The sequence below is a fragment of the Saccharophagus degradans 2-40 genome, from assembly GCF_000013665.1.
GTDB classification, from domain to species: domain Bacteria; phylum Pseudomonadota; class Gammaproteobacteria; order Pseudomonadales; family Cellvibrionaceae; genus Saccharophagus; species Saccharophagus degradans.
Map to the genome: position 1 here is coordinate 3,672,097 of NC_007912.1, position 12,244 is coordinate 3,684,340.

Annotated in this window: 14 protein-coding genes; 4 read left to right on the forward strand and 10 right to left on the reverse strand. The window is 45.8% G+C overall.

Annotated features, from left to right (window positions below; genetic code table 11):
* Positions 1–110 precede the first annotated feature (110 nt).
* Positions 111–1,442, forward strand: coding sequence for a GGDEF domain-containing protein (locus SDE_RS15140; protein ID WP_011469369.1), 1,332 nt, complete (start codon positions 111–113; stop codon positions 1,440–1,442).
* A gap of 126 nt (positions 1,443–1,568) precedes the next feature.
* Here the strand turns inward: SDE_RS15140 and SDE_RS15145 are convergent, their stop codons facing one another.
* The 3 genes from SDE_RS15145 to SDE_RS22875 all read right to left on the reverse strand — a co-directional run bounded on the left by SDE_RS15145 (position 1,569) and on the right by SDE_RS22875 (position 4,428).
* On the reverse strand, positions 1,569–1,931 hold the full coding sequence (locus tag SDE_RS15145; RefSeq protein WP_011469370.1) for a HopJ type III effector protein: 363 nt from the start codon (positions 1,929–1,931) through the stop codon (positions 1,569–1,571).
* Positions 1,932–2,004: 73 nt separating this feature from the next.
* Positions 2,005–4,179 carry a YgiQ family radical SAM protein gene (locus tag SDE_RS15150; protein WP_011469371.1) on the reverse strand — a complete coding sequence of 725 codons (2,175 nt, stop codon included), beginning with the start codon at positions 4,177–4,179 and terminating at the stop codon, positions 2,005–2,007.
* Between the two features lie 108 nt (positions 4,180–4,287).
* Positions 4,288–4,428 carry a hypothetical protein gene (locus tag SDE_RS22875; RefSeq protein WP_158303882.1) on the reverse strand — a complete coding sequence of 47 codons (141 nt, stop codon included), beginning with the start codon at positions 4,426–4,428 and terminating at the stop codon, positions 4,288–4,290.
* Here SDE_RS22875 and SDE_RS15155 point away from each other — a divergent pair.
* The 3 genes from SDE_RS15155 to cysK all read left to right on the forward strand — a co-directional run bounded on the left by SDE_RS15155 (position 4,427) and on the right by cysK (position 7,997).
* Positions 4,427–4,642, forward strand: coding sequence for a DUF3820 family protein (locus tag SDE_RS15155; protein ID WP_011469372.1), 216 nt, complete (start codon positions 4,427–4,429; stop codon positions 4,640–4,642). The genes SDE_RS22875 and SDE_RS15155 overlap by 2 nt on opposite strands.
* 189 nt (positions 4,643–4,831) lie before the next feature.
* Entirely contained in the window at positions 4,832–6,892 is a 2,061-nt protein-coding gene (locus SDE_RS15160) for a TonB-dependent receptor plug domain-containing protein (RefSeq protein ID WP_011469373.1), read from the forward strand.
* Between the two features lie 151 nt (positions 6,893–7,043).
* Positions 7,044–7,997: a cysteine synthase A gene (cysK, locus tag SDE_RS15165; protein ID WP_011469374.1), complete on the forward strand. Its 954-nt coding sequence runs from the start codon at positions 7,044–7,046 to the stop codon at positions 7,995–7,997.
* 205 nt (positions 7,998–8,202) lie between these two features.
* Here cysK and SDE_RS15170 read toward each other — a convergent pair whose 3' ends face one another.
* The 7 genes from SDE_RS15170 to SDE_RS15200 all read right to left on the reverse strand — a co-directional run bounded on the left by SDE_RS15170 (position 8,203) and on the right by SDE_RS15200 (position 12,202).
* Complete coding sequence (locus tag SDE_RS15170) at positions 8,203–8,406, reverse strand: hypothetical protein (protein WP_041324755.1); 204 nt, start codon at positions 8,404–8,406, stop codon at positions 8,203–8,205.
* On the reverse strand, positions 8,406–9,338 hold the full coding sequence (locus SDE_RS15175) for a DUF808 domain-containing protein (RefSeq protein WP_011469375.1): 933 nt from the start codon (positions 9,336–9,338) through the stop codon (positions 8,406–8,408). The genes SDE_RS15170 and SDE_RS15175 overlap by 1 nt, the downstream gene beginning before the upstream one ends.
* Before the next feature lie 325 nt (positions 9,339–9,663).
* Positions 9,664–10,359: a tetratricopeptide repeat protein gene (locus SDE_RS15180; RefSeq protein WP_011469376.1), complete on the reverse strand. Its 696-nt coding sequence runs from the start codon at positions 10,357–10,359 to the stop codon at positions 9,664–9,666.
* Positions 10,360–10,411: 52 nt separating this feature from the next.
* Complete coding sequence (locus SDE_RS15185; protein ID WP_041324756.1) at positions 10,412–10,594, reverse strand: hypothetical protein; 183 nt, start codon at positions 10,592–10,594, stop codon at positions 10,412–10,414.
* 113 nt (positions 10,595–10,707) lie between these two features.
* Complete coding sequence (locus tag SDE_RS15190; protein ID WP_011469377.1) at positions 10,708–11,037, reverse strand: hypothetical protein; 330 nt, start codon at positions 11,035–11,037, stop codon at positions 10,708–10,710.
* 18 nt (positions 11,038–11,055) lie between these two features.
* Positions 11,056–11,613 carry a DUF2589 domain-containing protein gene (locus tag SDE_RS15195; RefSeq protein ID WP_011469378.1) on the reverse strand — a complete coding sequence of 186 codons (558 nt, stop codon included), beginning with the start codon at positions 11,611–11,613 and terminating at the stop codon, positions 11,056–11,058.
* A 133-nt stretch (positions 11,614–11,746) separates the two neighbouring features.
* Positions 11,747–12,202, reverse strand: coding sequence for a DUF2589 domain-containing protein (locus SDE_RS15200; RefSeq protein ID WP_011469379.1), 456 nt, complete (start codon positions 12,200–12,202; stop codon positions 11,747–11,749).
* Positions 12,203–12,244 lie beyond the last annotated feature (42 nt).

The following is a 12,244-nucleotide window of genomic DNA, read 5'->3' on the forward strand; positions in this document are numbered from 1 at the left end:
GGTTTCTCCACTAACTATCACTATTCACTGCTATTTATAGCCCTTCCCACTTAAGTTGATTAACGCCTTTTCTGAACTATTATAGATATACACTCTACAATAGTTACCTTATGACTAATCTAACCCCCAAACGGCTACTTATTTCTCGGCTGGAGCTTCTTTTAGGCCTGCTGGCGCTGGCCTCGGTGGCGGCGTTGTTCGTACCTGCCGATTGGCTAACACGCGACTACAATTTGCCTATAACAGCGCTTAAAGCAGATATTTACAGCGATCAAGCTATAGGTGGCCAAAGCAACGTTGAGTGGATAAATGAAGAAGCGCGCGCGTGGCAGTGCACACTCAAACCCGGCTTTGCGGACCCTTTTTGCAGCTTTTTAATCCATTTAGTGGGTAAAGAAGGTAAAGGATTGGATTTGAGTAAATACACTAATATGACGGTTCACATTAAATACACTGGCCCACCAAAAGGCTTAAGAATATATTTGCGCAACCGCAGCCCCAATTACTATGTATTGGGTAACCTAAACAGCACCAAGTACAACACTGTTGAACTAACTAACGCCGAACTAAACAAAATTACGCGCTTTAAACTTGCCGATTTCGGCGTGGCCGATTGGTGGCTGGCTAGCCACTCCGTACCAGTCGAGTTTTCACAACCAGAATTTAATGATGTAGTACTATTTGAAATACAAACGGGTACTAGCCTAAAAGATGGAACCTACAACATAGAGCTAACGGAAGTAAGTTGGAGCGGCCCAATTGTTAGCCAAGAAGTTTTGTACCGAGCTATCGTTATTCTGTGGGCTGCGGTTGTGTTTAGTTTACTGATATATCGACAAGTTAGATTAAACATTCAGTTAAAACAAAAAGCCCAGCAGCAGGAAGAGCTGATCAATATAAATAAACTGCTAAATCTGCAAACTCAAAAATTCGAAGAGCTGGCTAAAACAGACATGCTAACCGGCGTCGCGAATCGATTAGGGGTTAGAGAATACTTGTTTGAAGGGTTGAACAATTGGCGCAACAACCAATCACCTTTTTCGTTAATACTTATCGATATAGATCACTTTAAACTGTTTAACGATACCCACGGCCACGATGTAGGTGACAAAGTACTTAAGGGCGCTGCGGAAATATTCCGTAACAGTGTTCGCAATACCGATTTAGTGGCCCGCTGGGGAGGCGAAGAATTTATTGTTATTTGCCCAAACACAGATACACATCAGGCAACGACCGTGGCTGAGAACCTAAGAACCAGGCTCGCCAGCGCAGAGATATTTAATGGTTTAAAAGTAACGGCAAGCTTTGGCGTTGCCAGCATGAATACCCCAAGCCTAGAGCATTTATTTAAACAAGCCGACGAAGCACTTTACAGCGCAAAAGAGGCGGGCAGAAATAAAGTTGTAGTCTCTTCAACCTTAGCGAACCTGCCTAGCCTATAACCTATAACCTATAACTAAGAGCTAAGCGCTAAGCTGCAGCGTTATTAATAGGGGAATCTAGTTCCCCTATTAATGGAGGGTTATAACGAGCTAATTTTTTAGCCCGCGGCCGCCGTCAATTAACGACTAGGCTTTAGCCGTTAACGCTTGGCCATCAAATTTAATACCATTCCAACCATACTCGATAAAATTGCGAATATTCGCGTGATCATCGCCTTCGGGGTTACCCAGTACATCTTCTCGATAGTATTTACCAAACAGCGCAAGCGTTGTGGATTCAGACAAATTATTTAATTGCGCAAAAGCAAATATTTTACAGCTGCCAGCGTTAGTACCAGCTTCATTTTCGGTATCGCCATTCTTAAATGCCGTGGGCGTATAATCGTAGTTGTGTTCAATAACCGCCATGGTTTGCTCAAACTCTACTTCGGTAAGGGCGCGGTTTATATGAGTTAAGAATGCGGTTAAATCTTTGGTTTCTGCGGTCATAGTAAGGTTCTTAAATTACTCTTAAATGTAGTTAATAAATAAATGGTATGCTCAATATGCTTTAACAAGTAGCCTACCTGCGTTTGGCACGGCCTTTGCGCACTGGCGCCTTACCCACGGGCCTTGCTTTAGCGCCACCTTTAATTTGGCTGGCAAACGGCACCAAGGCTTTGGGGCCATTACCAATTAAGTCTTTTCTGCCCATGCGAATAAATTCTTCGCGCAACATATCCCAGTTTGCTTGATCGTGGTAACGCAACACGGCTTTCTGAAAGCGACGCTGTTTTAAGTCGCGCGGGGTACGCACGCTATCGCTTTTGTAGGTTACTTTTTTAAGTGGGTTTTTCTCGGAATGGTACATGGCCGTGGCCAAACTCATTGGCGAGGGGTAGAAGGTTTGTACTTGATCCAAGCTGTAATTATTGTCTTTTAACCACAGGGCAAGGTTAACCATATCTTCATCTTCACAGCCTGGGTGTGCGGCTATAAAGTACGGAATAAGGTATTGTTTTTTACCCGCTTCTTTCGAGTATTTATCAAATAACTTTTTAAACTCAAAAAAGGTACCAATGCCCGGCTTCATCATTTTTTGTAGCGGGCCATCTTCGGTGTGCTCGGGGGCAATTTTTAAGTAGCCGCCCACGTGGTGAGTAACCAATTCTTTAATATACTCTGGGTCTTCTACGGCCAAGTCATAGCGCAAGCCAGAGGCAATGGCGACCTTTTTAATGCCGGGTATTTTGCGCGCTTTGCGGTACAAATTTGTTGTTGGCGAGTGGTCGGTAACCAAGTTTTTACATATTGTTGGGTACACGCAAGACAAACGACGGCAGGCGGCGTGGATTTGCTCGTCTTTGCAGTTAAGCATATACATGTTGGCCGTAGGCCCGCCTAAATCCGAAATGGTGCCACTAAAGCCCGGAACTTTATCGCGAATATCTTCTATCTCGCGCAAAATACTTTCTTCCGAGCGGCTTTGAATAACGCGGCCTTCGTGCTCGGTAATAGAACAAAAAGTACAGCCACCAAAACACCCGCGCATAATATTTACCGACGTTTTAATCATGTCGTAAGCGGGTATTTTATTTTTACCGTAGCTTGGGTGCGGTACGCGCGCATAAGGCAGCGCAAATACAGCGTCCATTTCTGGGGTAGATAACGGAATAGGTGGCGGGTTTACCCACACTTCGCGCTTGCCATGCTTTTGCACCAGTGTGCGCGCATTTTGCGGGTTAGATTCTAAGTGCAATACCCGCGACGCGTGGGAATAAAGCGCGCGATCTTTGCTTACCTTTTCGAAGGACGGCAAACGTATTGCAGTTTTGTCGTCATCTAGGTTGGCTTTTCTGTGCAATGGCATAGGAATAATGCGGATGGGCTCTATTTGGGGCTCTTCCATCATTAAATCTCTTTCACCACCCTGCACTGCCGCTTGGTTGGCGTTAGATTTACACTCGCCATCACCAGTTTTATTGCCCATCCCTTCCATGGCGTAAGGATTGGGTATTTCATCAATATTTTTAGGCCAGTCGATACGGGTAGAGTCAATTACACTCCAGCCTTCGGGCACTTCGTTGCGAATAATAGTAGTGCCGCGAATTGATGTTAAATCTTCTATTTTTTCGCCAGCCCCTAGCGCCACGGCCAATTCAATAATGGCGCGCTCAGCATTGCCGTACAGCAATATATCTGCACCGGAATCCACCAGTACAGAGCGGCGAACCTCATCGCTCCAATAATCGTATTGCGCTATGCGGCGTAAACTCGCCTCTATACCGCCCAATATAATTGGTACGCCTTTATATGCTTCGCGACAGCGGTGGCTATATACCGTTACCGCTCGTTCAGGGCGTTTACCGCCTTCATTATTGGGCGTGTAAGCATCGTCGTGGCGCATACGCAAGTCGGCGGTGTAGCGGTTGATCATGGAATCCATGTTGCCCGCCGTTATGCCAAAAAATAGGTTGGGCTCGCCCAATACCCGAAAAGACTCCACGTCGGTCCAGTCTGGCTGCGCAATCATACCTACACGAAAGCCCTGCGCCTCTAGCAAGCGGCCTATAAGGGCACCCCCAAAGCTTGGGTGATCAACGTAGGCATCGCCATTTACAATAATAATGTCGCAACTATCCCAGCCCAGCTCATCCATTTCGGCACGGCTCATAGGCAGGAACGGCGCGGGGTCGAAGCAAGATGCCCAGTATTTAGGAAAGGATTGAAGCTGTGGGGCGACTTTTATAGGTTGCATATGCACATCAATTAGAAAAAAGAGGCGCGCATTGTACCCTAGTTAATGGCCGCAGAAGAGGGGCTAAAGTGTAAAAACGTCTATTTTTTGTACTGCAATGAGCAACCGCTACTCTACCTTGTAGCCCATGCCATATACAGAGTGAATTAAATCACCGCCACCCCCTGCTTTATTAAACAGCGACAGGCACAACTCCAAATCCAACAGTGCTACCATACGCAGCCAATTCACTGCACCTAACATCACCATGCTAGAAAAAGCCCACCTACTAAAAATTGCTCGCACCAAAATGCCTTTCGGCAAATATGGCGGTCGTTTACTCATAGATCTGCCAGAAGAGTATCTGTTGTGGTTTCAGCACAAAGGCTGGCCACAAGGCGAGCTTGGCACGCTACTTGGCATTACTTTAGAAATTAAGATTAACGGCCTAGAGCATATTATTGAGCCATTAAAAGAAAAGTAGCGCCCCAATATGCACTATTATTACGCATACGCTTTATACCCTCTAAAGGTGCCCAAATGCGTCTATACTTAGCCTAAGAGGCTGATTTAACGCCGCCACCAAATGCATACATTCCGCGCCAGCATAGTGATTTAGCCTGCGCAGCCTTATAGCCCCAACACTTAAAGAGCCTAATAGCGCCTAGCCCCCATGATAAGACAAATACTAGCGTCGCGTTTTAAGGTGCTTACTTTAGCAATAGGTATTGCACTGGCGAACGAAGGTTATGCCAAACAAGAAGAAGCTCACGATTCTTCCTTGCTAAGCATGAGCCTTGCACAGTTACTTGATATAGAAGTAACAGGGCCAACACGCGACGAGCAAACCTTCAGGCTGGCGCCTGCAGCGGTATCGGTTTTTACCCATACCGAAATCGCAGCTATGGGGTTAGCTACTCTCGATCAGCTAGTTAATTTCGCGCCTGGCTATCAATCTAATCGCAATGGCGGCAGCCCAATTTACGCTCCCTACACATCTCGCGCCCGTCGCATAAGCGGGTCAAGCTCTGAAATATTATTATTGGTAGATGGCCAACGTATTAATGACCCGCGTACAAGTGGCGCGTCGAGTATTGTGCCTCAGTTCCCACTGGCTAATATTGAGCGCATTGAGTTTATTCGAGGGCCAGGTTCTGCCCTGTATGGCTCCAATGCCATGCAAGGCGTTATTAATATTGTTACCCTCTCGAATCAAAACCGAGCCTCTTTGGAAGTGGGTAGTTTTGACCACACAGCGCTTAACTTTTTTAATTCACAGCAAGTTGCACATATCCAAATAGACAGCTTTCTGGATATACAACAGGATGGCGGCGACAATTACAACATTCCTTCTAGCACCTCGCCCGATGGAACTGTAGCCACACAGGACCCGAAAAGTCGGTTGAGCCTTAATATAAAAGCGCAAAAAAATAATACCCAGCTTAAACTCCAACACTACGCTGCAGAAGCTGAAGACTTTTACCTAAATGGCGGCATTGCCAACGGCGTAAACAAACACAAAAGCGAACTAAGCGCATTGGAACTAGTGCAAACTTTTCGTTTAGACAACAGCTCGTCAATGATAAGTGCAAATTACACGCGCTCGAGCACACTAAGAATTCAACAGTTACTGCCCGCTGGTAGCATGAGGGACATGAGCACTCCATCTAGCGATGCACCGTTTACAGGCGGCACTAAAGATAATGTGTATAGCGAATATGAATTGCAGTGGACAAATAACTGGCAATTAAACAGTGCCAATAAACTGCAGTTTGGAGCAAGCTACCGCCATATAGACTCTCCAGAATTACAGGTGACCACCAACTACGATATAAAAGCGTTTATTGCGCGCGAGTTTCCCATTACCTACTACGGCAAACAAACCGACGGCCCGCCAGCACAGCATGCATCCACGCGGGATATTCTAGGTGTTTACTTACAACATCAAACCACCGTTGCCGACAAGCTACACATCACCCTCGGTGCTCGCCACGATGAGTTTTCGAACATAGGCAATAGGCTTAGCCCACGCTTAGCGTTGGTGTACACGCCAACAGACGCCAACACGTTTAAATACTTGTACGCCGAAGCCTACCGAGCGCCCTCAGAAGCCGAGCTAAATTTAACCGATAACCCACAGTTTTTAGGCAACCCAAACTTACAACCCGAGGTGGTAACAACATCCGAAATAATTTGGATATTTCAATGTGAAAAATACAGCCTAACCAGCGGTATTTTCGAACATCAATTTACAAACGCAATAGTGCAGCAAAGCATTGGTGAGCGCACCCAGCAGAACTTCAACATGGACCAAAGCCCTGTGCGCGGCGCAGAGCTCGAACTAGCGCTACAGGCAACACCTAAACTTTTTGTGCGCGCCAACACCACCGCGATTTGGGATAAACCAGAAACCTCTTACCGCGAAGCTAGCCGTCTGGCTTCTTTAATGGTGAGCTACCAGCACCAACAATGGAATGCGAATGTAGGCGCCTACTGGCACGGCGAAACGGAAATGGCCACCAACGGCGACGACTCGCAGCGCACCCAAGTAGATGCATTCACACTTGCAACAGCCAAATTAAGTAGAGCCATTAATTCACAGTTAAATGTTTACCTTAAGGCCTACAATGTATTTGATAGCAACATAGCTACCGCCCCAGAAAGTTCAAGCTTGCAACAAGGTATCCCCAATAGAGGTCGTAGCATACAACTCGGGTTTACCTACCACTTTTAACGCCATTCATACCACTGGGCCACGCCCGCATCTAATTGGTGTACACTAGCCATCGTTTTACATCACTCACAATGTAACAGTAAGTTAACTGTTTACGGCTGCCCCACAGCACTCTAGCGTGCTTTGCGCCATTAAATATAAGGATGCATTTATGCTATACGACAATATATTAGCCACCATAGGCAACACCCCAATCGTTCGTTTAAATAAGCTCGCCCCAGAAGGGCAGAATATTTACGTTAAGGTTGAATCGTTTAACCCTATGGCGTCGGTAAAAGACCGCTTGGCATTTGCCATTATCGACGACGCCGAAAAGCGCGGTGTGCTTAAGCCAGGCCAAACCGTAGTAGAAGCTACCTCGGGCAATACTGGGATTGCATTAGCAATGGTTTGCGCTGCTAAAGGCTACCCATTTGTGGCGACTATGGTAGAAACCTTCTCGGTAGAGCGCCGTAAATTAATGAAGGCACTCGGCGCAAAAGTAATCCTTACCCCAGCTGCCGAAAAAGGGACTGGCATGGTTAAAAAAGCTGCAGAGCTTGCCGAAAAGCACGGTTGGTTTTTAGCTAGCCAATTTGAGAACGAAGCCAACCCTGCCTACCACCGCAATACAACAGGCCCAGAAATACTGCGCGATTTTGCAGGTAAAGATTTAGATTACTTTGTTAGTGGTTGGGGTACCGGCGGCACCATGACAGGCGCAGGCCAAATGCTAAAACTGGCCCGCCCAGACCTAAAAGTGATTGTGGCCGAACCACAAAATGCAGCCATGCTAAGCGGCAACCCTTGGTCACCGCATAAAGTACAAGGCTGGACACCCGATTTTGTGCCTGCAGTGCTAGACAAAACCGTTGCAGATGAAATAGTAACCGTAAGCGACGATGACGCTATAGCCACCGCCAAAGCTCTGGCTACACAAGAGGGTATATTCTGTGGAATTTCTTCTGGCGCCACCTTAGCGGCAACGATTGCCTACGCTAAGCAAGCACCTACTGGCAGTACGTTTGTAGTAATGCTACCGGATACCGGTGAGCGCTATTTATCTACGCCACTGTTTGCAGATATTACTGAAGAGTCTGACGACGAGTGGTTAAGCCAGCAGTAATACCTTTTGCCGCGGGCGTTTCGCTCGCGGCGCAACTTTCTAGGCGCTAATGTCTATTTTCCACTTTCTACTTTCCGATTTCTACTTTCCACGTTCTACCTTTCACTTTCTATCTTTAATAATCTACTCGTCTTCTACTTCACTTTCTCGCACTTAGCCGCCACAACTTAACGTTTAGCTTTGCAGAAAATTGAACAAATAGCCGCTAATGGGCCTTCACCTTTTGCTTACCACAACGCGCGCATTCGTACACAGTAACGAGCTTACCCTGTTTAGTATCAAACTTATTATTGGTAACCACTTTCCATTTGTGAAACCCTTCGCGACAAAGCGTTTTACCCTTGTGTTTTTGCGCAGCGGTTGGCCGTTTAAACGGAAGAATAGTTGCAGTGGGTTTTTCGTCTGACATTAATGCTCCTTACCCATCGCTTTAAATACAAGCGTAACAATTAGCAATACAATAGCCCCAACAATTAGACCAATCAGCCCCTGCCAAACGATCGACGCCAGCGACACAGCGACGCCTTCAAACCAATTGCCATGCAACCAACCGCTAAGCGTGGCATGAATAGAGTGATCTACATGGTGCAACCATGCAATAGCGTGAAACCAAATACCGCCGCCCACAAGGAACATGGCAGCGGTACCCAGTATTGACAACATTTTCATTAATTGCGGCGCGAACCACAACAACCCAGCTCCCACCTTTTGCAATACCAAGCTGGCTTTATTCGCTAAAAACAAGCCAGCATCGTCTATTTTTACAATAACAGCCACCACACCGTAAACGGCGACAGTAATACCAATGGCCACAAAACTAAGCGCTAAGCATTGCTTTACAAACGAGTACTCACTCATCACACCCAGAGCAATAACAATAATTTCTGCCGACAATATAAAATCTGTACGAATTGCACCGCGAATCTTTTTCTTCTCTAATGCCAGCAACTCTTGTGCATTGGCAACGGTTTTTCGCTTTTGCTTGCGCTCCAGCTCTTCTTTCGGGTGAAAAAACAACCCCCATATTTTTTCCATTCCCTCAAAGCACAAGTACGCCCCACCAATCATCAATAACGGGGTGATTAACCAAGGGGCAAACAAACTAATTAGCAATGCTAAAGGCAGCAATATCACTTTATTAAGTAATGAGCCCTTTGCCACAGCCCAAACAACGGGCAACTCTCGGTCTGCCTTCACACCACTTACTTGCTGGGCGTTTAGGGCTAAATCATCGCTTAGTACGCCAGCGGTTTTTTTAGTGGCAGCTTTACTCATTAGCGCAACATCGTCCAAAACTGTTGCAATATCATCTAACAGGGCGAAAAAACTACTTGCAGGCATGGGAATCTCGAATTATCGACGTCGAATTATTAACGTTTAATGGAGTTAGTAGGTATGTAACCCTAGGTTTAGCGCTAGCATTACACACGCAAAGCTAATAGGGGTCTAATTGTGGGGCAATTATGCCGGCTAAACCAACATATTAACAAGAGTGCAATGTAGTAGCACTGACGGGGATACGTATACGAGGACGTGCACGACCACAAGCAATCTCGCTGTAGTCGTGCAGTAACATAGACGACACGGTTCTAAATGCCACTAAGCAAATATGCTCAGCAACCACTTAAGCGGCAAAACAACCACTGCGAGCCGTGCCAAAAGCAGCTCAAACCTTAATGACTTTAGCTAACAAACTAGCGGCTAGACGCTCTGCTTTTTCTCTATTTGCTTGGGTAAAATTAAAATCTTTATCGAAGGCATCCAATACGGTTTTCGCATTTTCCGCCCCCTGATCGGCCGCCACCTTCACCCATGCGAAACCAGATACTGGGTCTGGTGTGCGAACACCCTGACCAAGCGCGTACATCAAACCAATATCTACTTGTGCATCTAACAAATTTTTATTTGCGGCTTTTAGTAGTAATTTGTGTGCTAGCACAAAATCTTGAGGAATATTTTTACCCGTGTAGTATTCGCGCCCAAGAAAAAACATAGCGCGGGTATTGTCGCCGCGTGCAGATTTCTCTAACCATCTAACCGCTTCAGCGTAATCGGGTTTACCGCGATGGCCGTTGTAGAAACTTACACCCAGATTGAACTGCGCCTTATCGTGCCCTGCCCTAGCGGCCTTTTTCCACCAGTAGAGCGCATCATCCACATCTTGCTCAACACCCACCCCCTGCATATATAAAATGCCGAGAGTAAACTGAGCATCTAAATGATTTTTTTGTGCGCTGCGCTCGTAGAGATCTACCGCCCTTTGCATATCTTTCTCTACACCTTCACCACGCTCATATTGTATTGCCAAAGTATAAAGCTGTGCGGGCGTAAGCACAGACAAATCTTCTTCGAGATCTAACATTTTGAATAATGCCTCCAATGCACCGCGACCAAACTAAGTATTATATTAAAATTTAGGATAAAAAAGTTTTAAGTACAAAATAGATCGACAACCCCGCGATAATGGGCGCAGCTATTATTGCCACCATTGTTACGGTGCGCTTGAGGCGTTGCTGAGCATCTAGCTGTTTAAAAAAATCCTCACCGAGTATTTGATATACCTTTTCGGCTTCGGCATCGGTTAACTGAATTTTCATATAACACTACCGTTACTCATCACTTCTTAATTTTGCTTATTGTTTGCTTCATTGAGACACACTTTGATATTCAAGCATTATCACTGTGCGATTATTAGCTTATACAATTATTGTTACTCTATTTTTATTCTATAGCCACGTTTCGAGTAGCGCTTTTGCACATCGCTTATTTGGGTCAAATTCGTACGCACAATACCCTGCAACTCGCATACTTGCTCATCCGTTAACGGCGCAACAGGCGTTGCTGACTGCGGCGTAGAGGCTGCTGCATCAGGCTCGTTCTCACTTGAGGCATTTGGCACATTAGATGCCGGGGGAGATGCAAGTGCAGATGCAATAGGAGATGCGGGCCTAAACCACGCATATAGCCCCAATGCCCGCGTAACAATACTGTTCGATAGCAGTTTAAAACACTGGGCGATTGAGGCTTGAAACTGTGCCATTGCAGTTAGTACAAACGCTTAGCTAGCACCACCTACGGTAATTTTGATGGGGTCGACGGCGCTCGCCATTAAGTCCATCAACTTAGCCATACCTTCCTGCGGTTGCTGCTGTCTTGCAACCACGTTCACATTGTATTTAGCCGTATTATCAGTAGAGCGTGTATTTTCGCGGTTAGTAGCCACTTTACCCTTGATAGACCCCTTCCAAAACAAACCGCCGCCACTAGCTTCTGTTTCAACAGATGCTTCGGTAGACGTTTTAGAGGTAGTTGAAGATTTAACTTCCATACTAAAATCGATAGTTACCGATTCGATAAGTAATGCAGGGATGGGCACGAGGCCCAACAAAGGTGCTTTTACTGAAACAACTTCAGTAGAAAGCGTGCCAGAGCCGTTATCCACCGGACGCTCTAAATCGAAATCTAGCGTGGTGGTTTTACCATCTTTAAAACCAATTTTATTGATAAAAGTTACCATGGTTTGCGCAAGGTTATATTGCGCAATGCATGATGCCGCCAACGGGCCGCCAATTAGCTCTTCCATTGGCAAACCACTAAATTCATTACCTACAGACATTGTTGCTCTCCATTTCAGATTAGTTGGTTTTTTGTTTGGCCAAACAGATACAAGCTAGCTGGCGTAACAAAGCGTTTAAATATTCCACTAGAGCAAACTTAAGCGTATGAAGACTGCCCTATGCTAAATTAATTTATGGGATACTTTTAACTATGTTATCGTTTAATTTAATTAGCCCTTCGGGTGGGTTGCCCCCTTTGACTTTCACGCTTACCTTTACATTATTCTTGCTTTTACCCATCATGCCGTGGCCGCCCAACTCCATTTGCATTTTTTTCGGCCCTTTTGATTTATCAGAATCACCACTCAACGTAGATAAATAAGCATCAAACTCGACAGTCACTTCATCTATAGTGAGTGAGCTTAAGGGTAACAAGGAAAAAAGAGGGACTTTAACTTCGAGTTCTGGCTCGCCATTGGCGTCCAAATCGGGAACATGAATAGTAGTGGTTTTCGCAACCAGCTTATCGCCATCGCGAGTAAAGTAATTCTGAATAGTTCTAAGGTGTTGACGCTCTACCGTTTCGCGCGCGTGCACCAATGCACCAGCCAATGCTTCAACAAGCTCGTCAAATCCATGAAGTGCCATAGGACGTTCCGTTATTAATTATTAATATTATTGTAAACCGAG

Coding starts and splice junctions, on each gene's coding strand:
- SDE_RS15140 (WP_011469369.1), top strand. CDS start 111: ATGACTAATCTAACCCCCAAACGGCTACTTATTTCTCGGCTGGAGCTT.
- SDE_RS15145 (WP_011469370.1), bottom strand. CDS start 1,931: ATGACCGCAGAAACCAAAGATTTAACCGCATTCTTAACTCATATAAAC.
- SDE_RS15150 (WP_011469371.1), bottom strand. CDS start 4,179: ATGCAACCTATAAAAGTCGCCCCACAGCTTCAATCCTTTCCTAAATAC.
- SDE_RS15155 (WP_011469372.1), top strand. CDS start 4,427: ATGCTAGAAAAAGCCCACCTACTAAAAATTGCTCGCACCAAAATGCCT.
- SDE_RS22875 (WP_158303882.1), bottom strand. CDS start 4,428: ATGGTGATGTTAGGTGCAGTGAATTGGCTGCGTATGGTAGCACTGTTG.
- SDE_RS15160 (WP_011469373.1), top strand. CDS start 4,832: ATGATAAGACAAATACTAGCGTCGCGTTTTAAGGTGCTTACTTTAGCA.
- cysK (WP_011469374.1), top strand. CDS start 7,044: ATGCTATACGACAATATATTAGCCACCATAGGCAACACCCCAATCGTT.
- SDE_RS15170 (WP_041324755.1), bottom strand. CDS start 8,406: ATGTCAGACGAAAAACCCACTGCAACTATTCTTCCGTTTAAACGGCCA.
- SDE_RS15175 (WP_011469375.1), bottom strand. CDS start 9,338: ATGCCTGCAAGTAGTTTTTTCGCCCTGTTAGATGATATTGCAACAGTT.
- SDE_RS15180 (WP_011469376.1), bottom strand. CDS start 10,359: ATGTTAGATCTCGAAGAAGATTTGTCTGTGCTTACGCCCGCACAGCTT.
- SDE_RS15185 (WP_041324756.1), bottom strand. CDS start 10,594: ATGAAAATTCAGTTAACCGATGCCGAAGCCGAAAAGGTATATCAAATA.
- SDE_RS15190 (WP_011469377.1), bottom strand. CDS start 11,037: ATGGCACAGTTTCAAGCCTCAATCGCCCAGTGTTTTAAACTGCTATCG.
- SDE_RS15195 (WP_011469378.1), bottom strand. CDS start 11,613: ATGTCTGTAGGTAATGAATTTAGTGGTTTGCCAATGGAAGAGCTAATT.
- SDE_RS15200 (WP_011469379.1), bottom strand. CDS start 12,202: ATGGCACTTCATGGATTTGACGAGCTTGTTGAAGCATTGGCTGGTGCA.